Genomic DNA, 23,761 nt, shown 5'->3' on the forward strand with positions numbered 1-23,761 from the left:
AGTTTGAACGTCTGGATCAATGGACGCGAATGAGGGTGCGAGCCTTTATGCGCAAAAAGAGATCTACGGTGTCAAACCGGCTGATACCAAACAAAGTACTGGAATCAGCCGGAATGGTATTTCTAACAAGCTTACTCACCACACGTTCCTAATTCAGGAGTGAAATAAGCAATCCGGCGACGGATGAAGGAAACTCACTCCTGAAGATGGGGAACTGACGAAGGAAAGCCGTGTGCGGGAAATCCGCATGCACGGTTTGACGGGGAGTCCGAGGGAGTAATCCCTCGTCTTACCCTACTTTGTGATGGAGCATCGGGAAATGATAGCGAGTTCCCGATTGAGGAAGGATTTGAATAGTCAATCGCTTGTCAGGTCATTTATCTCATCTATAGATAAATAATAAGAATGGCAGAACTAAAAGGGCATCTCCCTTATGTTCTGCCATTCTTTAAGTATTACAAAAGCTGAAAGCTGTGCAGAATAATCCGCTCCCGCACATAGATGTATTGCTAGTGAAGGCCTCTCGGGGTGTTATCGCTCCAGCCGGTAGCCGCCGTGGAAGACAGGGCCGACATATTGGTTGAATGCGTAACCGCTGCGGATGGCTGCGGAGACGAAATCCTTGGCTTTTGCGACAGCATCATGCACAGACAAGCCGCCTGCCAAGCCGCCTGTGATGGCAGCCGCAAAGGTGCAGCCCGCACCGTGGTTATAGGCTGGTTCGATTTTGGCTGTTTCCAGTACGGTATATTCGGAGCCGTCGAAGAACACATCGATCGCCAGGTCGCCGCCCAGTGCTTTGCCGCCCTTGACAACAACATTCTTCGTGCCAAGCCCATGAATCAGGCGCGCGGCTTCTTTCATCTCGTCAATGGAGGTCAGCTTGCCCAGCCCGGAAAGGACACCGGCTTCGAACAGATTGGGTGTTGCCACCGTAGCCAAAGGAAGCAGCAGATCACGGATGGCATTTGCGCTTTCCGGGTTGAGAACTTCATCTTCTCCTTTGCAGACCATAACCGGATCAATGACCACGTTGGTCTGAAGGTTGTCCTTGATCGCTTTTTCCGCAACCAGCACAATATCTACACTGCCCAGCATTCCGGTCTTCATGGCGTCTACAGGACCGCCTGCGAACACTGTTTTCAACTGCTCCGCAACGATAGCTGCATCAATCGGATAGACATTGTGATGCCAGCCTTTATCCGGGTCCATCGTAACAATAGTCGTCAATGCGCTGAAGCCGTAAGTGCCATACTCCTCAAAGGTTTTGAGGTCGGCCTGGATACCGGCACCTCCGCTGGAGTCACTTCCGGCAATGGTTAGGGTCTTAATGATTTTTGACAAAGCGAACGTCCCCTTCTGGTATATGAATAGGTACTGCGCAACTCTACGACATTATAACAAAAATCATTCCCGGTGTCCGCACTCCGTGTAAGGTTTAGATAGACAGGTCTATTCCTTATCACTGTCCAGGCTGCTTAGCGCTGTCTTGATGGCCTTGTCGTATTGGTAAGGCTCGGCGTTGTCACCGCCCATCCAGTACACCACAAGAAATTTACCGCCTCTGAAGGCATGAGGGTATATCCGTGCTCCTCCGTCGTAGGTCGTCCGGTTAATCGCAAGCTTCAGCGCATCCAGCCCGGCGGCGCATTCCCCGGCATTATCGTAGGTATAGACGGACAGGCGGTCCGGGCGCACCGGAGTATCGGTCTTGTCGATCAGCAGCTCATCCGGCCATCTGCCTGCCAGCTCTTTTTTGAACAAATGCTCCTCGGTGTCCAGTACACGGCTCAGCCTCATCCCCCGCTGTTCCAGAGCCAGATATAGAGACTCTGTTGTATTTCCCGTATCACCTGCGGCAGATTCTGTATTCTGGACAGCAGGAAGGAGAAGAGGACCATGATAAGTTGTGAAATAACTCAATATGGTATCGATCATGTCTTGTCCGAATGAGCCGGGTGAGGCGGTCAGCTCCAGCTTGCGGAAAAGGTAACCCCATTCCCCCTCTTCATAGTAGGCGGCTCCATCCGCCTGATATCCCTTTGCTTCCGCAGCTACTGTATACCGCACGGTCCGGGCATCCGGACCTTTGGCTCCCATCACCTGCTGCCGGGTGAATTCCCGGGGGGCAATGGTCATTCCATAATCATCTGCCCAATCGGCTTTGCCGGGGATAAATGTGCCGATATCACCCACGGCGCAGCCTTGGCATCCCCAGGCGTTATCCGAATATTGCAAGGTCCGCTGCGGATCTTCCGGATCTTCAAAGGTGACACCATAGGAGCCGTTGGCTCCGGTGATAGCCGATGCGGTCCAGCCTGCAGGTGCCAGCAGGATATATGCACTGCCGGTATCGGCCCGGAAGACGAGTGCGGCCTGAAGTTTGCCTTCCATGTCCGGAGGAAGCGGGTAAGTCATGTCTGGCAGCGGCGGTAAAGTTTCATGTGTCTCTCCGCCCTCCAGAACTGAAACGGAGAACATAGCAGTTAGCGGGAGGGCTATTTCTGACTGCCCCTCTTCCGAAGAAGGGAAGGAGACCGTTGCTGCATAGTTGCTGGCAATACCAACTGCCCGGTCCTTGTTAGGGCTCCTTTGAGTGCTGCCCGCCGGGGCGTCCTCCAACACTCCGTTGTCCTGTGGAGAGACGGCCGGAGTGACAGCCGGAGTGACAGCCGGAGTGACAGCCGCAATGGAGGATTCGGCAGATTTTCCGGGCTCCCAGCTGCTGTAACCCAGCCATAAGAATATTGCGGCTAGCGGCAGCAGCACAGCTGCGTAACTCCAGCTTCTGGACCGCTTGTGTTGCTGTATTCTCAGGTGTTCTTCGACATTCTGTCTCATTTGCGGCGTGAATTGTGTACCGTCAAAAGGCTTCTCCTTCAATTGTTTTTCCCAATCCTCAGGTGATGTGCTCATGATCTTCCCAGCTCCTTCTCCCAGCATTCGTTCGCTTGTTGCCTTGCCCGGTGCAGTCTCGATTTGGCCGCAGAGAGCGAGATCCCCAGTAGTCCGGATAATTCTTCCATACTCAGCCCATAGTGGGCGTAGAGCATCAGTACCTCTCTATACTTGCGGGGCAGCTGCAGGACTATCCTCCATACCTCACTGCTCAGGGATTGCTGCAAAAACACCTCTTCGGCAGACGGGCTGGAAGAATCTTTGCCAATGTTATCCTGCAGGGTTACCCGCCGGATAAAGCTGCTGCTCCGGTAGGTGAGCCAACGGGTTCGGGTAATCTGCAGCAGCCAGGTTCTGACCGCGGCTTCACCGCGGAAGGTATTCATATATTTGTAGGCCCGGATGAAGGTCTCCTGGGCAATATCATCGGCGGCGCTTCTGCTGCGTGCCAGGTAATAGGCATAGTTCCATACATCTTCGCCATAATGCTCCATCAGTGTCTGTAATGCGGCGGCGGTCATGGTGGCCGATTCATTCGTTACGATAGACATGCTGTCCCCCCTTGTTCTCTACTGTATTGACCCCTGCATTCCAGGAAAAGTTTCTTTTTTTGGTAAAAAATATTACGCCAAAAAATTGGCGCAGGTCAAAGAGAGCTGTGGGTTAGAGGAGGGGTTCCAATTGGCTCCATCCGCATATCCATATAGAAGTATAACGTTTAGGAGGCTGCCATGATTGAAATCAGCTTATGCATGATCGTCCGCAACGAAGAGAACAGCCTGCCCCGCTGCTTATCTTCGGTAGCATCCATCGTGGATGAGATCATTATCGTTGATACGGGGTCAACAGACCGGACCCAAGAAATCGCCGCGTCCTTTGGTGCGGTAATTTATGATTTTACCTGGATTGAGGATTTCTCGGCGGCCCGTAACTTTGCCTTCAGCAAGGCCACCAAGGATTATATTCTGTGGCTGGATGCTGATGATTATCTGAAAGACAGAGATCAGGAGCTTTTTAGAGCGCTCAAGCACAGCCTTCCGGAGCATGTCGACAGTGTAAATATGCCGTATAATCTGGCCTTTGATTCCGCAGGCCATGTGATTACGTCACTCCGCCGCAACCGGCTGGTCCGCCGCAGCTGTAATTTCAAGTGGATAGGGCCGGTGCATGAGTATCTGGAGGTCTACGGGCCATCCTTCAGCAGTGATGTCTGTATCACCCATGATAAAGACAAAGCTTTTACGGACCGTAATCTGCGGATCTACCAGAAAAGGGCCGCTGCCGGGGAGGTATTCTCACCACGCGACCAGTTCTACTACGCCAATGAGCTACGCGACCACGGGAGAAATGAGGAAGCTTGCGAATACTACAATCTTTTTCTGAAAGGGGGTCTGGGCTGGATCGAGGATAATTACCAGGCCTGCCTTCGTCTGGCTGAGTGCATGGAACGGCTGGGGAATAAGGAGGGGGCTTTTGAAGCACTTTGCCTGACTCTGAAAGTTGACAAGCCACGGCCCGAATTCTGCTGCAGGCTGGCGGCCTGGCACCTGGAGAAGAACCAGCTGCTGCAGGCAATCTACTGGTATGAGATGGCTGTGATGCTGCCACGGAACAGTGATTCCATGGGGATGCGGAATGAAACCTATAGCACCTGGCTCCCGAATCTGCAGCTGGCCTTATGCTATGATCGGCTCGGAGAACATGAGAAGGCAAACCGGTTCAATGAAACGGCACTTCATTATCACCCCACCCATCCCAGCATGCTGTTCAACCGGAATTATTTCAAAAACCTGCTCGGTGACAAATATGTTGAGCTTGAGACATTTTCAGATCAGGCCGAATAAGAGCGCTTGCCTTCCTGAAGTGCTCCGCCCAACCTGGCTGCCGATTTCCCCAAACACACAAATCCCACTTGAGATCAGGCCTCAAGTGGGATTGTTCTGCTTTACTGGAATAGCAGTGTCTGAATCGCGTGAGCCGGGATAATGTTCTCAGCCAGTTCACCCTTGAACCGCAGCGTGAACGGCAATTCGCTGTCCGTGCGGTTCAGCACAATAACGGCATAGGTTCCGTCCGGATTGCGGAAGGCAGTGGTCTCCAATTTGTCGGTATATTTGGAGCTGCCGACCCGGATTGCGCCTGGACGGATATATTTACTGAAATGGCCGATGTAGTAGTAGGAGCTCTCGTAAATAACTTCATCTTTGGTGGTGTCCCCGATAATCGGAGCATCGCAGAAGTTGCCTACATGGTTCGGACCTCCTTGTTCATCCAGGACGATATTCCAGTCGGTCCAGCAGGACATCCAATGATTCAGGTTGCCGATGATGTCATGACCATAACGTTCTCCTGTATTCCAGGAGCCAAGTTGAACGCCGCCTTCCTGGCAGCCTTCGCTGAAGAACAGCTTTTTGTCCGGGAAACGGTCATGAACGGCACTGAGCGCTTCAAAATGATCACCGGAATACCAGTGGAAGCAAATGCCCCAAATGTACTTGGAAGCGGCCTGATCTTCAAAAGCGGTTTTCGCCCGCTCATACACGCGTTCCTTATTGTGATCCCAGACCAAAACTTTGACATGGGACAAGCCGGCTGCTTCTAAGGCAGGGCCGAGATCATCGCGCACGAAATCCTTTTCCTCTTCAGCAGTGTAAATACAGGAGTCCCAGATCTGTGCAGCCTTGGCTTCATTCTGCACGCTGACCGCCCAAATATCGATTCCTGCTTCAGCATAGGACTGGATGTATTTCACGAACAGATTTGCCCAGGCTTGTCTGTACTCCGGCTTCAGCTTGCCACCGTTATTCATTTCACCATTGGTTTTCATGAATGCCGGAGGACTCCACGGGGAGGAGAACAGCCGGAAGCTGTCACCGACAGAAGAAGCAGCCCGCTGAATCAGCGGGAGGATCGATTCCTGATCTCTGGAAATATTGAAGGAGGAGAGCTCAGGGTCGGTACCTTCGACATATGCATAGTTACCTTTGGAGAAGTCACAGCTCTGGATATGTGAACGGCACAGGGTGTAACCGATCCCATGTTCGGGGTGAAAATAGGCATCGATGATCTCCTGCTGCTTCCCTGGACTGAGCTTGGCCAGAGTTACAGCTGAAGCTTCGGTCAATGCTCCGCCGAACCCCTCGATGACCTGGTATTCCAGATCCTCATAAATATTAATGAGCTCATTTTCCTTCTCTGCGGAATCCGGCTGAAAGGCCAGAGCCTCCAGTTCGGTTAACCGGTCTCCGGTCTCCTTGGCTGTCTGAATGACGCGAACGGTTGAATGGGTTATAGTCATAACTGTGCAGAACCTCCTGAAAGTGTTGTTGATTTTTGATTTAGGACGGCATCGCCGTTTCTTCTTGATTATAGAAGGTATTCTAGTGGTATTTGAAGAAACTATATGGTTAAGAACCTCAACGATCTGGTCGTTAGGCTTATAACTGAAAGGAGGAAGACCATGGAATCACCCGGTGTTCATATTCACCTCAGCTCCTTCTCCCGGCATATCCAGCCCTTCTGGCAACCCTTCCGTGAGGGACTGGATACTTATATCATAAGGCTTCAGGCCGAGGGGGAGTCGGAGGCGCTAATTGATGGTGAGATGGTTACCGTGCTTCCCGGAGACCTGCTGCTGTTCCGTCCCGGTGAAGTATACGATCTGAGAATAGGCGAGAAGGAGAGTCCGCTGGGTTTCAGCGCGGATTATTACGTCATGTGCACGGGGGAGTGGGTGGACCACTGGTGGAACAAGCAGGAGCGGGCCAAGAAGACGCGAATCGCTGAGGACGGCAAGCTGCAGAGCGTCTGGAAGCAGTTGATTCTGGAGAAACGGCGGCTGGACGGAGGCAGCCCGGAAATTCTCGAAGCCCTGTTCCAAGCACTTTGCCTTCTGCTGGACCGCGCAATTGCCGAAGCGCCCGTGGGTCCGTCGGCATCGCTGCTGCTCGGATTGAAGATGAAGAATTACATAGAAGAGCATGCCACTTCGCTGATCAGGCTGGAGGATGTTGCGCGCCACGCAGGTGTCAGTGTCACCCGGGCGGTTCATCTGTTCAAAGCGAAGTTTGGCTATTCGATTATGCAGTACACCGGGCAAATCCGCCTGGCGATGGCCCTGCAGCTGATGGACAACAGCAACTATACGCTGGAGCGGATTGCGGAGGAAACGGGCTTTGGCAGTTATACTTATTTTCATAGAGTTTTTCGTGAACGATACGGTGTAGCTCCCGGAGTGTACCGTAAACGTTCCTGAACGCAAAAAAAACCGCAGCATATTCGATTATGCTGCGGGCCGGGCCTTGTCTATGGTTTTTCTAATGGCTGTGCAGAGCCTGTCCCTTGCTGTCCAGCAGGAGCTGAGGTTCGCTGCTGGAGATGAACTCCAGAACCTTGTCATAGATAATGCGGTGTCCTGCCCGGTTCGGATGAATCCCGTCGCGGCAGATGAATTGCGTATAATCCGGCTGCTGAAGGAATGCGCCGCGGACATCAATGATTTTCGTCTTCGTACTCTCCGCGACCTTGATGATTGTGGAATTGTATCTTTCCTGCCACCAGTAGATCTTCGTGACACTGCCGAGGAATTTCAAAATGCTCTCTTCCGAAGCCGGATTGTTTCCGCTGACCCATTTGAAATAGTTATCTGCATTTAGAGGTGGCAGGCTCATTAGAATCGGCATGATCCCTTGATTTCTCAGGAAGTCGATCATATCCCGGAGCATACTTTCGAATGCCGTGAAATCGGTCTTGGGATTATGCTCGGCCTCCGGATGACTTACAATGTCCTGCCAGTTGAAATCGCAGTCATTCCCCCCGTATTCAATGAGCACCATATCCGGCTTCTCCTTCAGCACATCCCGTTTCAGATTCCCGAAGCCTTTGAGCAGCGTATTGCCAAACCTGGCGGTGTTGCGCAATGCTCCCTTCAGCTTCCCTTGCAGCAGTGAGACGTAGTTATCCTCCAGGATAACATATTTGCTTCTGCCTTCATCATAGACTACACCTTTCGAGATGGAGTCTCCGCTAACCATATATTTATACTCAAACCCTGCAGCTGTCAAACGACCTTCATTCCTATGCATGGTCTCACCTCCGAAACTATATTGTACTTAATCTTAGTGTAAACCATTCATGAAGGCATTGCCTATGTATAAACGTCACGGGTTACGCCAAACAAGCAGCTGCGAAATCCGTGAAACCGGACGCAGCTGCTGCATTTTAATTTGGCTACTGGCCTTTGTGCAATTTATAGCCGGCCAATCGGCGCAATAATGGAGTTCGGGTTGACTCATTCTGGGGAATATCCTGTACAAACCGCATTACCGCCTGCTCCAGACTAGTTACACTGTTATCCCAGGTCCAGGCCAAGGAATCAGCTTCCCCTTGTTCTGCTAAACGGGTTCTGAGCGGAGTGTCATAGATCAGGCGCACCACATCCTGAGCGAGCCGGTTCTCATAGCGGTACGAGAGCAGGCAATTATCACCGTGACGGGCATACTGGAGATTCCCCCCGGAGTATACGGATACCAGAGCAGCCCCGCAGCGCATGGCTTCCAGTCCTGGGAGAGAACCGGCATCGAAGGCGCTGGCGCTGACAAAAATATCAGCTCCGTTATAATGATAACAGAGCTCTTCATCATTCTTTGGGGTGAAAAAGCGGTATTTTCCACCGTCATTCATCTGCTGCAAGGATACCGAGCTATAGAATTCATCCGGCGGACAGATGAAGTTGATGTTCACCTGTGGTGCATTATGTTTGACGATGTCAAGCTGTTTCACCAGATAGTCCTGCTCACGGTGCGAGGCAAATCCATTCTCTTCCTTGCGCAGGATGGCCGTAATATTGAGCGGCTCCTGCAGCATATGGCGGATATGCTGGTTGCGAAACGCCGTACTGATGCCTATAGGTACAATGCTCCCGGTTATGCCATGGCTCAGCGCTATTAATTCCTGCTGCCACCGGGATAATACAAGCAGCTTGTCAGTGATATGATAGGTTGGGAAAGATACCTCGTTCTCCGGCAGAAAAAGCGGTTCGTAACATAAAGATAGACGGATATGCATGCCTTTACCCTTTTGACTTGCAGCCTCCGATACCGGGACAGTCGTATAGAAATTGGATACGATCATATCACTGACGGGAAAATCGGACTCTCTCAGCACCGTATGATCCGTACGCAGCACCTGGGAGTGGACATTATAGGAGATGTCGCCACCGGAAGGCATGAGGATCACGACTTCATGGCCCCGGGCGGTGAGCCCGTTGGTGAGTTCTACCAGCATGCGCTGCGCCCCGCCATGGCACAAGGTTAGAATGGGGAACGTAAACCTCATCGATGATCTCTTCCCTTCTACAATGAAGCTGCAAAATAGCGAATACAGATTATGTATACTATTTTATTCAGCGGAAACTGAAAAGTACCAGGTCTGAAGGTACTAATTCTTCAGCCGACATTAAGAAGAGAATGCAGACAGCTACTGAACTGGAAGCATTAGGAGGGATGCCTGCTCAGGCTCTGCAGCAGGGCTACTGTCTTGCGGACTTCCGGGCCTTGAATATCCTCAAGCGAGACATCGATCATCGGCTTGCGGGCCTGGAGCTTATTCAGGAACTCTGCCGTATGGAATAATCCCCGGCCGGGCTGACCATGACGGATACGGGCACCCTCGGCATACATATCTTTCAGATGGGCAAGGATGATCCGGTCTCCGAACAGGCTGAATGCTTCGTCTACGATCTCATCCTGCTGCTCTACTTGATCTCCGATCAGGTTGCAGGGATCAAAGACTACGCCTATGGAGCTGGAGGGGACCTCGTCGAGAATCCGGCGCATTTTGGCCGGAGTGGATAAGGTATGGGTTCTTACAGGCTCAAGCCCAAGGAACACTCCCCATTTTTCTGCTTCCTCGGCCAGTTCCAGAACGGTGGACCGGAGGGTCTCCCAGCCCAGTTCCTCATACCGATGGGGCTCAAATTCTGCAAAAGTGGTTAACTCACCGGTCTCCGTAGCGACCATCGGTGCGCCGAACAGCCGGGCATACCGCAAATGCTCCTTGAACCGTTCGATCTCCTGCCGGCGGATAGACGGGTCGGGATGAATCGGATTGATGTAACAGCCAAGCACACCGATACGGATACCCGCCCGGTCAAACTGTTCGCCGATATAATTGGCAAGCCCCGGACTAAGCTTTCCGGTAGAGGTGTCGATATCCTGTATGGCTTTGGACAAAGCCAACTGGACAAAACTGATTCCGTAATCTTGAAGCACAGCTGTAAGCTCTTTAAGCGGCAGACAGCCTGCGGTGTGGGCTAAAGTTCCGTAACGGATGAAAAACAACTCCTTTTGAAAAATATGGATTTGTATTAGTATTAGCTTTATATTAATAGCGCTTTCAGTTACTTGCAATGGTAAAGCGCTGACAGAATAGGAGAGAATGTAATGAACACGATAGAGCAGCGCAAGCAGGAACTGGAGAACTGCCGGCCTGAACCGACTTTGGAACTGGGGAAAGTCAATGAATTTTGGGATGGCATCCTTGCGGAGTATGCGAGCAAACCTCTGGATATGATTTCAGTTCCTGAAGCGACGCCGTATCCGGGAATGCGGGTGGACAAAGTCAGCTTTCAGAGCTTTGACGATACGAGGGTCAATGCGTGGCATATTCAGCCTGCACAGGCTGGAGAGAGCGGGGAGCGGCGTCCTTGTATCGTTACGTTCCCCGGTTATACCGGTGATAGAGGATATCCAGAGCGGTACGCCTCCTGGGTGCTGTTAGGCTATTCCGTTCTGGCCGTGGATGTAAGGGGACAGCTTGGAGAGACCGGCAACCGGCTGCCGATGGAGAGCGGTGTGGTAAAGGGCTGGATTACCCAGGGTCTTCTGGAGAAGGAACGCTCCTATTATATGGGGGTCGCTATGGATACCGTCAGGGCTTTGGAAACGGCGGCACAGCTTCCGGGAGTAGACCCGACCCGTATTGCAATTACGGGCAGCAGCCAGGGCGGGGGGATTGCACTGCTGGCAGGTGCGCTAAGCACCCGGGTCGCCGCTGTGGCCGCAGATATTCCCAACCTGTGCCGGCTGGATTTCGGCGTGCTGAATTCAACCAGCTCCCTTACGGAAATCGGCGCTTATGTAAGAAGGTATCCTGAGCATCTTGAGCAGGTGCTGGATACGCTTGCTTACTTCGATATCGTGAACCTGGCACCGCGGATCACGGCTCCGGTTCTTATCTCTGTCGGCTGGAAGGATGCGGTATGCATGCCCGAAACCGTATACGCCGCTTACAACCGTCTGGAGACGGATAAGCAGATTATGGACTATCCTTTTTCCGGACATGAAGTGAGTGAATACCATAACCGCCAGAAGGTTCTCTTCTTGCAGAAGCATCTGGGTCAGGCGGAACGCTAGAACGGGAAGAGGTTAGTGTGAGCACTAAGGGGCGCCACAGCATCTGCAGCTGTGGCGCCCCTTGTCTTTTGAGAAGCTATTTAACCGGTTAAGGAGGACATGACTTTAGGTTGTGATTTTGGCATAGCCGGCAAAGAACAGCGCCAGTTCTCCCATGATCATCACATTCGGTACATGAACCACCACGTCCAGAATGTAAAAGCAGACGAGGATCGCTGTCAGCACTCCCAGATGAACGATTCCCAGCTGATGCTGCTTATGCCGGTAGACATGAAAAACCATGGTTGTGGAAGCGAAATAGAGTAGTACAGAGCCAAAGATCAGATTCAGCATCAGTTCATAATGCAGCTTGTTCAGGAACAGCAGCTGGATCGAGGCAGCCAGCATACATAGCGACAGAAAGATGAACAAATGTCCGTAAATGATCGTCTGTCCGGCGGTATGGACATTTTTATCCACTTTTTTCTCCAGGTTGTCATAGTACTGCCACCACATGGCGATGATCAGAACAAAGGTCAGGGCTGCGAAGCCGACAGATTGCAGGGTCCAGACGCTCGACTGCAGCACAGACAGAATGCTGACCACAGATTCCCCGAGCAAAATCAGCGCAAACAGGGAGAAACGCTCCAGCAGATGATGTGTATTGGCCGGAGTTTTGACCAGTATTTTTCGTCCCAGTAATGGCAGGAGAATGTCGAGGGCGATCCCCGCGTACAGCACCAGGTAACGGACCCAGGAATCGAAGAACAGGGAACAGGCGGAAATCACCAGCCCCACCCAAAAACGGGTCCCCAAATAATGAGCGGTCGCCCTCAGATGCCCATTCTCCTTGGAACGAACAAAAAGATACTGTACTGCAGTCATTGCACGGAGGCCAACGTAGCCTATCAGAAACGAATAATAGGTCTGATCGAAATCCAAGGACAGGCTGGCCGTCATAATTAACACAAAGAATAGTTGGATAATCAGAAAAATCCGGTGAGAGACAATATCCTGCCCATAGCGGTTGACAAATAGCGTCTGTCCCACCCAGGCCCACCAAATGGGGATAAAAATCAGCACGAATTTGCCCAGTGTCGGAAGCGAGAGCGTTTCGTCCTCTACATGCAGCAGCACATGGCTGGCTTTGGACACGGCGGCCACAAATAAAAGATCATAGAAGAGCTCCAGCCAGGTTACTTTTTTTGCAGTCATATAACGCTCCTTTGCTGATCGGATGATTTCGGGTCTGTCGACTGTTTACACGGAACGTTCCGGGTTATATGTTATAATAAAGGCTCTTTCCGGGTGAACGCAAGGCAGTTTGAGTATTAAAGGAGGAACTCGCAGATGGAGAAGGAGAAGGACAGTAGCAAGCTTCCAGCAGAACTTGCAGTGGAGAATTACCCATACAGTGAGAAGAATGAACAGCTTGTGAAAAAAGGCTTCTGGAGCAAGACCCGAAAGTTTGCCGGAAAAATCCCGTTTACCAAAGACGCGGTGGCCATGTATTACTGTGCCATTGATGCCAAAACCCCTTTGTGGGCTAAAGGAATTGCCTTCGGGGCGCTGGCTTATTTCATTTCCCCCATTGATGCGATTCCGGATGCACTGATTGGCCTGGGATTTACCGATGACGCGGCAATTATTGCGGCAGGGGTAAGAGCAATAGCCGGACAGGTAACCGATGAACACCGTCAGAAGTCAGAGGCATTTTTTGAGCAGGAAACCTTATAATAAACCCACATATTGAGGAATAGGCTGCATAGCTTGTTCATTCCTTTGCGTGTACGTGATATAGATGTTATGAAAAAAGGTGCAGCCAAAGCTGCACCTCACACACTCTCCACCGGACTGCTTTCTTTGGAGAGCTGTTTGCTCTGATATTCTTCGCCCCAATCCTTCATTAGCCGGATAATAGGAATGAGCGTGCGGCCAAACTCCGTCAGGGAGTATTCCACCTTTGGGGGAACCTGCTGATAGACTTCGCGGTGGACAACGCCATCCTCTTCCAGCTCGCGCAGCTGCAGAGTCAGCATGCGCTGGGTGATTCCAGGACAGATCCGGCGGAATTCACTGAACCGTTTCTTATCCTCCATCATGTGGTACAACAGCACACCCTTCCATTTGCCGCCGATAACGTCAAGAGTGAACTCAACAGGGCAGGCGGTCTTATCGTCCCCTGAACATTCACCGAATCCGCCTTTACGGTCACGCATAAACAGTGCCACTCCTTCAGTATCATTTTGTATACTACATCACAATAATGTGTGTACTTCATAAGCGATAATATATCTCCTAATATAAATGTGTAAACCTCATATAGTCAAATGTGCTCTAAGTGGAAAAAACTGCTCTGCCGGCGGCTGCGTTCTGCAACGTGCCTTCCTGCAAAGCAGTTTTTTGGTGTGCGATAGTCCTGAAAATACATAAAAGCTTCGAAAAAGAATTGAAAACTTGCTGAAAATTCTGATAGTCTATTGAAGTGAGCTTTTTAACGGATTATCATCTCAAGATTGAAGGGATTCCTACAGTATGAAAATCATTCGTATTATTGCCCAGGTTGCAGTATTGTACATATTCTTTCTTGCCGGAGATTACTTGCAGAAACTGCTGCATTTACCGGTACCGGGCAGCATTGTCGGGTTGCTGCTTCTTTTTGTTTTATTGCTGTTCAACATTGTGCCAGTGAAGCTGATTGAAGAAGGATCCTTGTTCATTCTGGCCTATCTTCCGATGTTCTTCATCCCGGCGACTGCCGGAATTATGAACCACCTGGATATATTCAGCGGCCGCGGGCTTCTGATGATTGGCATACTGGTTATTAGCAGTGTACTGACCATGGTTGTGACGGCGCATGCCAGCGAGTGGATTACGGGCCGCCGCGAAGCCCGCAGCAACCCCACCAAACTTACGGTTGTGCGCGAAAAGGGGAGCGAAGCATGAATATTTTGCTTGCTGCCGGCTTCGTTCTGATGAATGTTGGGATCTATCTGTTCATGTCCATGCTCTACAAAAGGTTTCGCCTACCCGTGCTTCTGCCGGCACTGACTGCGACGTTTACAGTAGTAGTTCTCCTGCTTGGCTTCCATATTTCCTATGACACCTATATGATCGGCGGAGAATGGATCAACCGCCTGCTCGGGCCGGCAGTTGTATCTCTTGCCTATCCGCTCTACAAGCAGCGCCATGTGCTGTGGCAGAACCTTCCGGCCATTCTCGGCGGGACGGTTATCGGCCTGCTGGTAGGTATGTTCAGTGGACTGCTGATGGCCGCGGGCCTGGGCTTTTCCAAACTGTATGTGCTCTCGATATTGCCCAAATCCATTACGACAGCCGTAGCGATCCAGATTTCCAGCAACCTCGGCGGTGACTCGTCCTTAACCTCCGTATTTGTGATGATTGCCGGATTTACCGGAGCCATTGGCGGACCCTATATTATCAAGCTGTTCAGAATCCGCAGTGAATCCGGTATCGGCATTGGCCTGGGTACTGCCTCTCACGCCCTGGGTACAGCAAAAGCCCTGGAGTACGGTGAGCAGTCAGTGTCCATGAGCTCGGTAGCTATGACGGTCTGTGCCATCGTAGGTTCCATTGTGGGGCCTTTAGTGGCCTGGGTCATGTACCACTAAAGCTCCACTAAAGAATCCCTGGAAAATCTCTGGAAAATCTCTGGAAAATCACTAAAAGTTGCCTCTTATAGTTGCCTCTTAATTTTCTACACGGAGCCGGATTACATTCCATGAAGCTTTGGACAGCAGGGCGGTGATACGGCCGTCCTCTGCCGAAGCTGTTCCCCGGTCATGCGGAAGCACGTTGCCCGGACTTGCCTTGGTATTTGCCGCCTGAAGATCTTCATGATCCATAACGGTATGCTGAATGACTGTAGTCTTCCCGAAGCTGCGGAGATCCACGGTAAACTCCATCCCTTCAGTCAAATGGCGGTTTACAGCAAAAACTGTAATCTCGCTGAGCTCCTCGTTATATACACTCACTGCTTCCAGGTAAGGAACATCCGTAAAATCCTTGGAATCATATTTCGGACTGGAAATGAGCGGATGAAGCACCGTTCCCCGGCCGTAAAGAGAAGCATGCATGTAAGGATAGTAGGTGGTCTGGAGCCACAGCGGGCCTCCGTTTTCAGTCGAAATCGGTGCAATGGTATTGATCAGCTGGGCGATGCAAGCCATCTTCACCCGGTCCGCGTGCTTCAGCAGGCTGATCAGGCAGCAGCCTACAACCAGCGCATCCTCCATATTATAGACATCCTCAAATTCCGGCGGGGCAACCTGCCAATGCGTCTCCATCCGGCTTGACCCCTGTGATTTCCACACATTCCATTCATCCAAAGACAGATAAATTTTCTTTTTGCTCTTCTTTTTCGCTTTGATATAATCGCAAATCGCTGCCACGCTGTCGATGAACTGGTCCAGATCCAGTGACTTGGCCAGGAAATTGGCGGTGTCACCCACATTATTGTTGTAGTAGGTATGCAGCGACAGGAAATCCACATTGTCATAAGTCAGATCGAGAACGGTTGCTTCCCATTCGGCAAAAGTGCTCATATCACTTCCCGAGCTTCCGCATGCAACGAACTCCAGCGAAGGGTCCACCCAGCGCATACCTTTGGCGGTTTCATTGGCAAGCCGTCCGTATTCTACAGCGGTTTTAGCCCCGATTTGCCAAGGTCCGTCCATTTCGTTGCCGAGGCACCAGGTTTTGAAACGGTGAGGAGCTTCTACCCCGTGGGAGATCCGCAGGTCGCTCCAATAGGAACCGGAAGGATGATTGCAGTATTCAACCAGATTTCTGGCGGCATCAATGCCACGGGTGCCCAAATTCACAGCCATCATGACCTCGGAACCCGCCAGCTTGGCCCATTCCGCGAATTCATTCGTGCCCATTTGATTGGTTTCGGTGGTCCACCAGGCCAATTCCAGCGATTGCTTGCGTTCTGACTTGGGGCCAACTCCATCTTCCCAATTATAGCCGGAGACAAAGTTACCGCCCGGGTAACGGATAATCGGAACATTCAGTGCCTTGACAGCATTCAGAACATCTTGCCGAAATCCATTCTGGTCTGCCGTAGGGTGTCCGGGTTCATAGATTCCGCCATATACAGCCCGGCCTAGATGCTCGATGAACGAACCGTAAAGGCGGGGGTCAACCTCTGCCAGCTGGAAGTCTTTGTCGACAATCATAGATGCTTTAATAGTCATAAATGAATTGCTCCTTTGCATAATTAATATAAATATTAATTGAGTATTAATTTTATTAATTACATCATACGAATCATCCGGTATACTTAGCAATATAAAAATTCAGGATTAATAAATTCGCTAATCCTTATGGTTTGGAGGCTGCTGAATATGTACTTAACAACGAATGCTGAATCGCTAAAGGTGTATGAAGCCTTGGCCAGCGAAGTAAGGTTACGGATAATTGATCTGCTTAGTGTCCGGGAAATGCATATCAAGGAGCTTGCTTCTACCCTCTATCTGAGCAGTGCGATCGTAAGCTCTCATGTCGCCAAGCTGCAAAGGGCCGGGATCGTCAGCTCGCAAATGAAAAGAATCGGCAGCGGAACCTACAAATATTGTTCCTTGTCGGCAAATTTTTTACAGATTAAGCTATCAGGCTCACGCGGAATTTCCAGAAAAGTAGTGGAGGTGTCGGTGCCCGTCGGACAATATACGGATTTGCAGGCAGCACCTACATGCGGCATCGCCACAACGGAGAAACTGATCGGCTATTATGATGACCCGCGCTATTTTCTGGACCCGGAACGGGTGGATGCCGGGATTCTCTGGTTTGCCAAAGGTTATGTCGAGTACAAGGTGCCAAATTATCTTTTTATGGATCAGACGGTGCAGGAAATTGAAATTTCGATGGAGATGGGTTCGGAAGCTCCGCATGTGAACGAGAAATGGCCTTCGGATATAACGTTTACCCTGAACGGGATTGAATTAGGCAAGTGGACCAGTCCCGGCGACTTCGGTATGATGCGGGGGCGCTTGACCCCATCCTGGTGGAATGCAGAGGTGAATCAATATGGACTGCTTAAGGTGCTGAGAATCAATAAGGGCGGCAGTTACATAGACGGACAGCAGATTTCTGCAGTGACTCTGGACGATGTGTGCTGGCAGCAGGATCAGTGGAGTTTCCGGTTGACCGCGGAGGACAGCACCCGAAGACGAGGCGGATTAACTCTGTTCGGACATGGCTTCGGAAACTATGAGCAGGATATTGTATTTAGAGTGTATTACGAATAAACCCTTGCCCCTCCATAACCTTTCATATATGGTTAAAAAATGGTGCGTGAGCGCTATTCTTTTCAGAATATGGAGGTGGCACAGGTGAGAAAGTGGCTATACGGCATCATCGCTGTCCTCGCCCTGACGGGAATTATTGTATACGGTTTTGTCAGTGCCCCCAAGGTATTTCATGTGGACCGCGAGATTACAGTTACTGCCTACAAGGAGAAGAATCCCGAATACTCTCAGCCTGTGACCCTGCTGCTCAAGGGAGTATTTGATGAGAAATCCAAAAGTTACATAGGTAAAATAACAATAAACGGCAAGGTGCTGGAGAGATGCAGGTTGTCCCCTGAATTTGGCTTAGCGACTTGTGCGGAAGCGAAGGGCGATCCTTCTTCAGTCATCGGAATGGTGTTTGCCAGCGCAGACTATAAGCATTGGAGCTTGTTGATCGGTCCCTCATACACAGTTCAGAGCTCCTACAGTGAACTGTATGTCTTGTTGAATAAAGGAGAGCCTACAGGTTCAGCGGGGGACATCATCATGACTTTTTCCGCTGACGGCCGTGAGGCTGCCCTGAAGGAGTCGCACGCTCTGGTTGAGCGCTGGCAGGACCGGATGGCAGACCGGAATCCCTGATCTTCACAGAAAGCATGTTTGCAAACCAGTTCAATGGGTAACTATAACTGAAGTAACCCATTAACCTGCAAAGCATTATGCAAAGGAGGATTTCACATGTCAGATCAAATCGAAAATGAAGCGGACATCCGCAATAAAGAAAGCAAACAAGGCGATTCCCTTGCGGAACGCAAAAAGATGGAGAATGGTGTGGACATTGAGCCGGAGGCCGATGACTGGGTAGCCAAACCTGCAGAAACCTCCCATCCTGATCCGCTCCCCAAGAACTAAAGCAGCATGCTGTCTTCTGACAGACTACCCGCGAAGGTAGTCTGTTTTTTTTGATACGGATTCATATTGAGAACCAAATGGTTAATAACGTATACTGAAAATAGGTACATCGAAGTCATGCCTTCATTCTCCAGTTCATTACAGATTTCACAGGTCTCTGGGCAATCCATTTTGCAGGGAGGAATCGTTAATGCGGAGTCGGAACGAGAACGGACGGTATCGGCAAAAGCGCGGAGACGCGCTTGTAGGCAACCTTGAGAAAAAGTACGGTTCGGACTTTGGCGTACGCAGCGACATGAAGCTGGAGACGCTAAGAAGGCAGCATGATGGACAGTCGTTAACACAGCTGCTTAAGGAACAGCAGGACAAAAACTAATCCATAGGGAGCGTATTTGAAGGCTTCCAGAATGATAAACATAACCCGCGGGTTATGTTTTTTTTGATATTATTCCTTATCGGGCAGCATAATTGAATGTCAAATCCGTTTCAGAGCAAACGTTATTGACAATTCAACTACTACGTGTTACTTTATAGCAGTAGTAAGTAATACTGCATACCAGTGGTACAGAATAGCAAGGAGTGATTGTGCTGGAAAATCTAACGGAAATGCTCAAAGGGTCGCTTGAAGGCTGTGTTCTTGAAATTATAAGCCGCAAAGAAACTTACGGTTACGAAATTACGCGGCAGCTGAACGCTTTCGGCTTCACAGATGTTGTGGAGGGAACGGTGTATACCATCCTGATCCGGCTTGAAAAAAATAAGCTGGTGGAGATCACCAAGAAGCCCTCCGAACTGGGACCGCCGCGAAAGTTCTTTGCGATCAACGATGCGGGTCGCGAGGAGCTTCGGAGGTTCTGGGAAAAGTGGGAGTTCGTATCCTCAAAAATTAACGAGTTAAAGGAGAGAAACTAATGAACTTTTGGGAAAAAATCACGGGAAGCGACATGACTAAAGAATTCAAAATGTTTGAAGCGCGAGCCCAAAAACTGCCGGCTGATTATCAGGCGGCATGGGAGAAAATCAAAGCCAATCTTTGGACGCACTCCGATTTCAGCGGTCGCAACCTCATGCCAATTCTTGACGGTGTGCTTGGCCTGCTTGAAGAAACGGCGGCGGACGGTCAGAGTGTCCAAGAGGTTTTGGGTGACGATATCAAAGGCTTCTGTTCTGCGCTGGCCGGTGAAGAAGAGGCAAAGTCTTATCGCGACAAATGGCGGGAGCAGCTCAACAACAATATCGCTAAAAAATTACGTGAATAGGAGGAGGATACCATGAATATACGGGATATCATCGAAGGTAAAAAAGAGTGGCGGGCGCACGTGGCGCGTGTCAAAGCCCTCCCTAAGGATTATCAGATTGTTTATAAAGAGATTCAACGATATTACTTTAAGGTCGGTCCTGTCGAATTAACCGAAGATACGGGGCTGCTTTCGGGGATTGTCGATCTTTTTGAAGAGGGCGCGGCCTTGGGAAAAGGCGTGCTCCAAGTGACTGGCAGTGACGTAGCCGCTTTCTGCGACGATCTAATCAAAGATTCAAAAACCTATGCCGACATCTACCAGGAACCTGCTGACCAAGAAGTGAACAAGGCCATGAAAAAGTGGACGGATAAAATAAAGTAAAGGGGGATACCGGGATGGAAAAAGCAATTGAGGTGAAAAGTCTGCGAAAATCTTTTAAGGGCACAGAAGTCCTTAAGGGCATCGATTTTGAAGTGAAGCGGGGTGAGATTTTCGCCCTGCTCGGCTCTAACGGCGCGGGCAAAACGACGATTGTCAGTATCCTTACTACGCTGCTCAAACAGGATGGAGGCACTGCCACCGTTAACGGATTTGACGTTGCGTCAGATCCCGAGAACGTACGGCATGCGATCAGTCTGACCGGGCAATTTGCCGCCGTGGACGAAATATTGACCGGGCGGGAAAATCTTATCATGATCGCCAAACTGCGACACCTCCCCAATCCGCGTCAAGTGGCTGACGATCTGCTGATACGCTTCAGCTTGACTGAGGCCGCCAACCGCAGGGCTTCCACCTATTCGGGCGGTATGCGCCGGAGGTTAGACATTGCCATGAGCCTGATCGGAAACCCGCAGCTTATTTTCCTCGACGAGCCGACGACAGGGCTTGACCCCGAGGCACGCATTGAGGCATGGAAGATGGTCAAGGAGCTGTCGGACGGTGGCACGACGGTATTCCTGACCACTCAGTATTTGGATGAGGCTGAACAGCTTGCCGATCAGATTGCCATTTTGCATGAGGGCAGGATTATAGCGGGTGGCACACTTGAGGAACTGAAGAAGCTCTTCCCGCCCGCAAAGGTGGAGTATGTGGAAAAACAACCTTCATTGGAGGAGATCTTCCTCGCGATCATCGGGAAAAGGGAGGTAAGTAACCATGAATAATTACTTTTTCAGCGACATGAGCGTTATGCTTGGACGTTCTATGCGTCATATTTTCCGCAGCATGGACACTATCATCACGGTCTGCATTACTCCGATTGCGATGATGCTGCTGTTTGTCTATGTATTTGGCGGCGCAATCCAAACCGGTACGGATAATTATGTGAACTACCTGTTGCCCGGTATCCTGCTCATTGCGATTGCTAGCGGGATATCCTATACGGCTTACCGCCTGTTTCTGGATAAGCAGAGGGGCATCATTGAGCGGTTCCACTCCATGCCAATTGCGCGTTCCGCCGTGTTGTGGGGGCACGTGCTGACCTCACTGGTATCCAACGTCATTTCTCTTGTCGTCATCATTCTCGTAGCACTTCTTATGGGCTTTCGCTCATCGGCAGGCGTCCTCCCCTGGCTCGCTGTTGCCGGTATACTTGTGCTGTTTACGCTGGCGTTGACTTGGGTTGCGGCGATTGCCGGGCTGTCCGCGAAATCGGTGGAAGGGGCTAGCGCATTTTCCTATCCGCTTATCTTCCTGCCGTTTATAAGCTCGGCCTTTGTGCCGACCGAAACGATGCCTTCAGCCGTACGCGCTTTTGCCGAAAACCAGCCGGTGACCTCTATCGTCGAAACCATCCGTGCTCTATTGTCAAGTCAGCCGGTAGGCAATGATATCTGGGTTGCTCTTGCGTGGTGCTTAGGGATACTGATGGTTGCATATCTATTTGCGGTACGCGCATACAAACGGAAAGCAGCTTAAACCGGCGGAAAGGGTTTGAAGCCTTCCCAACTGGTTTTGCCTAAAATAACCAAAAATTACCTTGATGGTTCCCGTCCCGTACCGGGCATACTACTTCCCAATAAAACCTAAAACTGGGTGGGGGCGGGAACCATTTCGATATCACAGCTGCTTTCGCTGGGAGATTCCCCTGGTGTGATGCTGGCGGGAGAATATTTTTTCTATTTTATGCTGTATTCTTTTTTGGGTTGGGTGCTGGAAGGAAGCTATAATCTCTATAGCCAGGGGGCTTTTCGCAAGGAGGGCTTTCTCAAGGGGCCTTTCAAGCCAATGTATGGTTTCGCACCGTTGCTGCTGGTGGCGCTTAAGGACCTTAGCCTTCCGTTGCCGCTCCTAATTGCTCTGGCTTTAATCATCCCTTCCGCCGTTGAGTATGCCAGCGGCTGGCTGCTGAAGTATGCTTTTCATAAGCAGTGGTGGGATTACTCGGGTATGGCCTATCAATTGCGGGGACATATCTGTCTGAAATTCTCATTATACTGGTGGGGGTTAGCGACTATATGTATTTATGGTCTGCAGCCGCTTGTAGAGATGCTGTATCAGCCTATATCTGCAATATGGATGCTGTTGCTGCCGCTCATGGCTTTGATGCTTACTGCTGATCTGCTCTGGACCTGCCGAACCTGGCGGCGTGGTTCGAAAGTGATGGAGCTTGGGGAAGGTTAAAAACTGTGTATTATATTATGCGAGCGAATGTGTATGGAGAATCAAGGGACATTTTCAGCCTTCGGGCCGATAATGTCCCTTTGCTGTTTGTGGAGACAAGGAATACATGCTAATGTTGTCAAATATAGTGAGAGAAGTCCACAATAGCGACCATTTATTCATGATTTCTATAACGACGGTAAAGTGATCCACTGGATCGTGGACAATTCCAGAGACGGCATGGCCGCAAGTGCGGGGAAAACGGAATATGTATGCAGGGCAATCGGACTTGCTGAGGCTGCTGGATTTTACAAGGTTGAATTGTCAGACTGCGACGGCTATGCGAAGGATGAGAAAATCACCGTAATTTCTTTCCGCAAGAGTGAACGATAAAAGTGATTCAGAACCGCAGCGGTTAAAATATTGCTAATCCACAAACAGGAGGTATACTATGCCAATATCCGAGTATTACCGGGGTCTACGGGAGAAGGTTGGGAGTGAACTGTTAATGGTGCCGTCTGTCGCGGCAGTTATTAGAAATGAGGAAGGTGCGGTTCTTCTGCTCCGCAAGGGTGGGGAACAGCTGTGGGGGTTGCCTGCAGGTGCCATTGAACCCGGAGAGACACCGTCGAGGGCTCTGCGCAGGGAAGTATATGAAGAGACAGGACTGATGGTGAACCCGCTTCGGATCATCGGGGTATTCGGCGGAGAGAAGTTTACATATGAGTACAACAATGGTGACCGGGTTCAATATTCGGTTATTGTGTTTGAATGCTCTATCGTTAAGGGAACGCTCCGAAGTATCGACGGGGAGGCGGATGAGCTGGTGTTTTTCAGCGAAGAAAAGCTACCTGGACTGGCCATCCCGTTCCCACCGGAGATTTTTAAACGGGATTCTGCTGAGGAACGGGTCATTTTCGAATAATACCCGTCATTTTGATTATGGGGATGAAAGTAGTGAGAGCCAAAATTTTATACGGCTGTGCTGTACTTATATGCATTATACTGGGGCTCAGCTCCAGAGTATGTGGTGACTGGCTGCCACCGTTTGCCGCCAAGCATCTGGGAGATGCGCTGTGGGCATCAATGATTTATTTTATTTGTCGTGTGCTGTTTACCCGGCGGCAACGATGGCTGTCACTGGTCCTGAGCCTATGTTTCAGTTTCGGGATTGAATTTAGCCAGCTTTATCAGAGCGAATGGATCAACGTGGTTCGTGATTCTGTACTTGGGGGATTGATTCTCGGAAAAGGGTTCCTTTGGATTGATCTTCTGCGGTATACGGCAGGAATAATGTCCGCTTATGCGCTGGACCGCATTTGTTCGCCCCGTATGATACGCCTGGATAAGTAACTAACAAGCAGAGCAGGCCACTTGTGTGATGAAGTATTTCCATGAACCATTCTATAAATCTTACAAAATTGCTTCTGGATTATAGAGGATAAAGAATATATATTTAGGG

At 50.4% G+C, this 23,761-nt stretch carries 29 protein-coding genes; 19 read left to right on the plus strand and 10 right to left on the minus strand.

Going from position 1 to position 23,761, the window contains the following annotated elements; all coding sequences use genetic code 11:
- Window positions 1-531: 531 nt before the first annotated feature.
- The 3 genes from thiD to A3842_RS29375 form a co-directional block, all read right to left on the minus strand.
- Window positions 532-1,344 (minus strand): bifunctional hydroxymethylpyrimidine kinase/phosphomethylpyrimidine kinase, encoded by an 813-nt coding sequence (thiD, locus tag A3842_RS29365; protein WP_074085186.1) that lies wholly within the window; start codon window positions 1,342-1,344, stop codon window positions 532-534.
- 108 nt (window positions 1,345-1,452) lie between these two features.
- Complete coding sequence (locus tag A3842_RS29370) at window positions 1,453-2,916, minus strand: DUF4850 domain-containing protein (RefSeq protein ID WP_074103663.1); 1,464 nt, start codon at window positions 2,914-2,916, stop codon at window positions 1,453-1,455.
- Window positions 2,913-3,449, minus strand: coding sequence for an RNA polymerase sigma factor (locus A3842_RS29375; RefSeq protein ID WP_074103664.1), 537 nt, complete (start codon window positions 3,447-3,449; stop codon window positions 2,913-2,915). The genes A3842_RS29370 and A3842_RS29375 overlap by 4 nt, the downstream gene beginning before the upstream one ends.
- A 180-nt stretch (window positions 3,450-3,629) precedes the next feature.
- Between A3842_RS29375 and A3842_RS29380 the strand changes: the two genes are divergently transcribed.
- Window positions 3,630-4,742, plus strand: a complete 1,113-nt coding sequence (locus A3842_RS29380) for a glycosyltransferase (protein ID WP_074103665.1) — start codon at window positions 3,630-3,632, stop codon at window positions 4,740-4,742.
- A gap of 101 nt (window positions 4,743-4,843) precedes the next feature.
- On the opposite strand, the gene A3842_RS29385 is transcribed toward A3842_RS29380, so the two are convergent.
- Window positions 4,844-6,196, minus strand: coding sequence for a glycoside hydrolase family 30 protein (locus A3842_RS29385; protein WP_074103666.1), 1,353 nt, complete (start codon window positions 6,194-6,196; stop codon window positions 4,844-4,846).
- Window positions 6,197-6,358: 162 nt separating this feature from the next.
- On the opposite strand from A3842_RS29385, the gene A3842_RS29390 reads away from it, so the two are divergent.
- On the plus strand, window positions 6,359-7,153 hold the full coding sequence (locus A3842_RS29390; RefSeq protein ID WP_074085191.1) for an AraC family transcriptional regulator: 795 nt from the start codon (window positions 6,359-6,361) through the stop codon (window positions 7,151-7,153).
- 61 nt (window positions 7,154-7,214) lie between these two features.
- Here A3842_RS29390 and A3842_RS29395 read toward each other — a convergent pair whose 3' ends face one another.
- From A3842_RS29395 to A3842_RS29405, 3 genes are all read right to left on the minus strand, one after another.
- Window positions 7,215-7,982: an SGNH/GDSL hydrolase family protein gene (locus tag A3842_RS29395; protein ID WP_074103667.1), complete on the minus strand. Its 768-nt coding sequence runs from the start codon at window positions 7,980-7,982 to the stop codon at window positions 7,215-7,217.
- 145 nt (window positions 7,983-8,127) lie between these two features.
- Window positions 8,128-9,234 (minus strand): glycosyltransferase family 4 protein, encoded by a 1,107-nt coding sequence (locus A3842_RS29400; RefSeq protein ID WP_083606708.1) that lies wholly within the window; start codon window positions 9,232-9,234, stop codon window positions 8,128-8,130.
- A gap of 158 nt (window positions 9,235-9,392) precedes the next feature.
- Complete coding sequence (locus A3842_RS29405; RefSeq protein ID WP_083606710.1) at window positions 9,393-10,238, minus strand: sugar phosphate isomerase/epimerase family protein; 846 nt, start codon at window positions 10,236-10,238, stop codon at window positions 9,393-9,395.
- Between the two features lie 102 nt (window positions 10,239-10,340).
- Here A3842_RS29405 and A3842_RS29410 point away from each other — a divergent pair, with 102 nt between their 5' ends.
- Window positions 10,341-11,312, plus strand: a complete 972-nt coding sequence (locus tag A3842_RS29410) for an acetylxylan esterase (RefSeq protein ID WP_074103668.1) — start codon at window positions 10,341-10,343, stop codon at window positions 11,310-11,312.
- Window positions 11,313-11,417: 105 nt separating this feature from the next.
- Here A3842_RS29410 and A3842_RS29415 read toward each other — a convergent pair whose 3' ends face one another.
- Window positions 11,418-12,506 (minus strand): low temperature requirement protein A, encoded by a 1,089-nt coding sequence (locus tag A3842_RS29415; RefSeq protein WP_074103669.1) that lies wholly within the window; start codon window positions 12,504-12,506, stop codon window positions 11,418-11,420.
- 135 nt (window positions 12,507-12,641) lie between these two features.
- Between A3842_RS29415 and A3842_RS29420 the strand changes: the two genes are divergently transcribed.
- Window positions 12,642-13,028, plus strand: coding sequence for a YkvA family protein (locus A3842_RS29420; protein ID WP_074103670.1), 387 nt, complete (start codon window positions 12,642-12,644; stop codon window positions 13,026-13,028).
- A 98-nt stretch (window positions 13,029-13,126) separates the two neighbouring features.
- Here A3842_RS29420 and A3842_RS29425 read toward each other — a convergent pair whose 3' ends face one another.
- Window positions 13,127-13,510: a winged helix-turn-helix transcriptional regulator gene (locus A3842_RS29425; RefSeq protein WP_074085196.1), complete on the minus strand. Its 384-nt coding sequence runs from the start codon at window positions 13,508-13,510 to the stop codon at window positions 13,127-13,129.
- A 316-nt stretch (window positions 13,511-13,826) separates the two neighbouring features.
- Between A3842_RS29425 and A3842_RS29430 the strand changes: the two genes are divergently transcribed.
- Both A3842_RS29430 and A3842_RS29435 read left to right on the plus strand, forming a co-directional pair.
- Entirely contained in the window at window positions 13,827-14,237 is a 411-nt protein-coding gene (locus A3842_RS29430) for a CidA/LrgA family protein (RefSeq protein WP_074103671.1), read from the plus strand.
- Window positions 14,234-14,923 carry an LrgB family protein gene (locus tag A3842_RS29435; protein WP_074103672.1) on the plus strand — a complete coding sequence of 230 codons (690 nt, stop codon included), beginning with the start codon at window positions 14,234-14,236 and terminating at the stop codon, window positions 14,921-14,923. Before A3842_RS29430 ends, A3842_RS29435 begins: the two co-directional genes overlap by 4 nt.
- 78 nt (window positions 14,924-15,001) lie before the next feature.
- Here the strand turns inward: A3842_RS29435 and arfA are convergent, their stop codons facing one another.
- Window positions 15,002-16,510, minus strand: a complete 1,509-nt coding sequence (gene arfA / locus A3842_RS29440; protein WP_074103673.1) for an arabinosylfuranosidase ArfA — start codon at window positions 16,508-16,510, stop codon at window positions 15,002-15,004.
- 150 nt (window positions 16,511-16,660) lie between these two features.
- Here arfA and A3842_RS29445 point away from each other — a divergent pair, with 150 nt between their 5' ends.
- The 13 genes from A3842_RS29445 to A3842_RS29495 all read left to right on the plus strand — a co-directional run bounded on the left by A3842_RS29445 (window position 16,661) and on the right by A3842_RS29495 (window position 23,652).
- Window positions 16,661-17,563: an ArsR/SmtB family transcription factor gene (locus A3842_RS29445; protein WP_074103674.1), complete on the plus strand. Its 903-nt coding sequence runs from the start codon at window positions 16,661-16,663 to the stop codon at window positions 17,561-17,563.
- Window positions 17,564-17,647: 84 nt separating this feature from the next.
- Complete coding sequence (locus A3842_RS29450) at window positions 17,648-18,187, plus strand: hypothetical protein (RefSeq protein ID WP_074103675.1); 540 nt, start codon at window positions 17,648-17,650, stop codon at window positions 18,185-18,187.
- A gap of 96 nt (window positions 18,188-18,283) precedes the next feature.
- Complete coding sequence (locus A3842_RS32770) at window positions 18,284-18,457, plus strand: hypothetical protein (protein WP_178382433.1); 174 nt, start codon at window positions 18,284-18,286, stop codon at window positions 18,455-18,457.
- Between the two features lie 190 nt (window positions 18,458-18,647).
- On the plus strand, window positions 18,648-18,833 hold the full coding sequence (locus A3842_RS29455; protein WP_074085202.1) for a hypothetical protein: 186 nt from the start codon (window positions 18,648-18,650) through the stop codon (window positions 18,831-18,833).
- A gap of 230 nt (window positions 18,834-19,063) precedes the next feature.
- On the plus strand, window positions 19,064-19,369 hold the full coding sequence (locus tag A3842_RS29460; RefSeq protein ID WP_305953405.1) for a PadR family transcriptional regulator: 306 nt from the start codon (window positions 19,064-19,066) through the stop codon (window positions 19,367-19,369).
- Window positions 19,369-19,716, plus strand: coding sequence for a DUF1048 domain-containing protein (locus A3842_RS29465; protein WP_074103677.1), 348 nt, complete (start codon window positions 19,369-19,371; stop codon window positions 19,714-19,716). Before A3842_RS29460 ends, A3842_RS29465 begins: the two co-directional genes overlap by 1 nt.
- 12 nt (window positions 19,717-19,728) lie before the next feature.
- Window positions 19,729-20,079 (plus strand): DUF1048 domain-containing protein, encoded by a 351-nt coding sequence (locus tag A3842_RS29470; RefSeq protein WP_074103678.1) that lies wholly within the window; start codon window positions 19,729-19,731, stop codon window positions 20,077-20,079.
- 14 nt (window positions 20,080-20,093) lie between these two features.
- Window positions 20,094-20,861 (plus strand): ABC transporter ATP-binding protein, encoded by a 768-nt coding sequence (locus A3842_RS29475; protein ID WP_074103679.1) that lies wholly within the window; start codon window positions 20,094-20,096, stop codon window positions 20,859-20,861.
- On the plus strand, window positions 20,854-21,615 hold the full coding sequence (locus tag A3842_RS29480) for an ABC transporter permease (RefSeq protein WP_074103680.1): 762 nt from the start codon (window positions 20,854-20,856) through the stop codon (window positions 21,613-21,615). The genes A3842_RS29475 and A3842_RS29480 overlap by 8 nt, the downstream gene beginning before the upstream one ends.
- Before the next feature lie 207 nt (window positions 21,616-21,822).
- Window positions 21,823-22,320 (plus strand): putative ABC transporter permease, encoded by a 498-nt coding sequence (locus tag A3842_RS29485; protein ID WP_256701921.1) that lies wholly within the window; start codon window positions 21,823-21,825, stop codon window positions 22,318-22,320.
- 198 nt (window positions 22,321-22,518) lie between these two features.
- Window positions 22,519-22,692: a hypothetical protein gene (locus tag A3842_RS32775; protein ID WP_178382434.1), complete on the plus strand. Its 174-nt coding sequence runs from the start codon at window positions 22,519-22,521 to the stop codon at window positions 22,690-22,692.
- A gap of 58 nt (window positions 22,693-22,750) precedes the next feature.
- Window positions 22,751-23,224, plus strand: coding sequence for an NUDIX domain-containing protein (locus tag A3842_RS29490; protein ID WP_074103681.1), 474 nt, complete (start codon window positions 22,751-22,753; stop codon window positions 23,222-23,224).
- Between the two features lie 23 nt (window positions 23,225-23,247).
- Window positions 23,248-23,652, plus strand: a complete 405-nt coding sequence (locus A3842_RS29495; protein WP_074103683.1) for a ribosomal maturation YjgA family protein — start codon at window positions 23,248-23,250, stop codon at window positions 23,650-23,652.
- The last annotated feature ends 109 nt before the right edge of the window (window positions 23,653-23,761 follow it).

The organism is Paenibacillus sp. P3E, assembly GCF_001909045.1.
Classification (GTDB): domain Bacteria; phylum Bacillota; class Bacilli; order Paenibacillales; family Paenibacillaceae; genus Paenibacillus_AQ; species Paenibacillus_AQ helianthi.

What these genes read in the sequence shown, in the direction of transcription:
- A3842_RS29370 (WP_074103663.1), bottom strand. Translation starts at nt 2,916, where the DNA reads ATGAGCACATCACCTGAGGATTGGGAAAAACAATTGAAGGAGAAGCCT.
- A3842_RS29375 (WP_074103664.1), bottom strand. Translation starts at nt 3,449, where the DNA reads ATGTCTATCGTAACGAATGAATCGGCCACCATGACCGCCGCCGCATTA.
- A3842_RS29380 (WP_074103665.1), top strand. Translation starts at nt 3,630, where the DNA reads ATGATTGAAATCAGCTTATGCATGATCGTCCGCAACGAAGAGAACAGC.
- A3842_RS29385 (WP_074103666.1), bottom strand. Translation starts at nt 6,196, where the DNA reads ATGACTATAACCCATTCAACCGTTCGCGTCATTCAGACAGCCAAGGAG.
- A3842_RS29390 (WP_074085191.1), top strand. Translation starts at nt 6,359, where the DNA reads ATGGAATCACCCGGTGTTCATATTCACCTCAGCTCCTTCTCCCGGCAT.
- A3842_RS29395 (WP_074103667.1), bottom strand. Translation starts at nt 7,982, where the DNA reads ATGCATAGGAATGAAGGTCGTTTGACAGCTGCAGGGTTTGAGTATAAA.
- A3842_RS29400 (WP_083606708.1), bottom strand. Translation starts at nt 9,234, where the DNA reads ATGAGGTTTACGTTCCCCATTCTAACCTTGTGCCATGGCGGGGCGCAG.
- A3842_RS29410 (WP_074103668.1), top strand. Translation starts at nt 10,341, where the DNA reads ATGAACACGATAGAGCAGCGCAAGCAGGAACTGGAGAACTGCCGGCCT.
- A3842_RS29415 (WP_074103669.1), bottom strand. Translation starts at nt 12,506, where the DNA reads ATGACTGCAAAAAAAGTAACCTGGCTGGAGCTCTTCTATGATCTTTTA.
- A3842_RS29420 (WP_074103670.1), top strand. Translation starts at nt 12,642, where the DNA reads ATGGAGAAGGAGAAGGACAGTAGCAAGCTTCCAGCAGAACTTGCAGTG.
- A3842_RS29425 (WP_074085196.1), bottom strand. Translation starts at nt 13,510, where the DNA reads ATGCGTGACCGTAAAGGCGGATTCGGTGAATGTTCAGGGGACGATAAG.
- A3842_RS29430 (WP_074103671.1), top strand. Translation starts at nt 13,827, where the DNA reads ATGAAAATCATTCGTATTATTGCCCAGGTTGCAGTATTGTACATATTC.
- A3842_RS29435 (WP_074103672.1), top strand. Translation starts at nt 14,234, where the DNA reads ATGAATATTTTGCTTGCTGCCGGCTTCGTTCTGATGAATGTTGGGATC.
- arfA (WP_074103673.1), bottom strand. Translation starts at nt 16,510, where the DNA reads ATGACTATTAAAGCATCTATGATTGTCGACAAAGACTTCCAGCTGGCA.
- A3842_RS29445 (WP_074103674.1), top strand. Translation starts at nt 16,661, where the DNA reads ATGTACTTAACAACGAATGCTGAATCGCTAAAGGTGTATGAAGCCTTG.
- A3842_RS32770 (WP_178382433.1), top strand. Translation starts at nt 18,284, where the DNA reads ATGTCAGATCAAATCGAAAATGAAGCGGACATCCGCAATAAAGAAAGC.
- A3842_RS29455 (WP_074085202.1), top strand. Translation starts at nt 18,648, where the DNA reads ATGCGGAGTCGGAACGAGAACGGACGGTATCGGCAAAAGCGCGGAGAC.
- A3842_RS29460 (WP_305953405.1), top strand. Translation starts at nt 19,064, where the DNA reads ATGCTCAAAGGGTCGCTTGAAGGCTGTGTTCTTGAAATTATAAGCCGC.
- A3842_RS29465 (WP_074103677.1), top strand. Translation starts at nt 19,369, where the DNA reads ATGAACTTTTGGGAAAAAATCACGGGAAGCGACATGACTAAAGAATTC.
- A3842_RS29470 (WP_074103678.1), top strand. Translation starts at nt 19,729, where the DNA reads ATGAATATACGGGATATCATCGAAGGTAAAAAAGAGTGGCGGGCGCAC.
- A3842_RS29475 (WP_074103679.1), top strand. Translation starts at nt 20,094, where the DNA reads ATGGAAAAAGCAATTGAGGTGAAAAGTCTGCGAAAATCTTTTAAGGGC.
- A3842_RS29480 (WP_074103680.1), top strand. Translation starts at nt 20,854, where the DNA reads ATGAATAATTACTTTTTCAGCGACATGAGCGTTATGCTTGGACGTTCT.
- A3842_RS29485 (WP_256701921.1), top strand. Translation starts at nt 21,823, where the DNA reads ATGCTGTATTCTTTTTTGGGTTGGGTGCTGGAAGGAAGCTATAATCTC.
- A3842_RS29490 (WP_074103681.1), top strand. Translation starts at nt 22,751, where the DNA reads ATGCCAATATCCGAGTATTACCGGGGTCTACGGGAGAAGGTTGGGAGT.
- A3842_RS29495 (WP_074103683.1), top strand. Translation starts at nt 23,248, where the DNA reads ATGAAAGTAGTGAGAGCCAAAATTTTATACGGCTGTGCTGTACTTATA.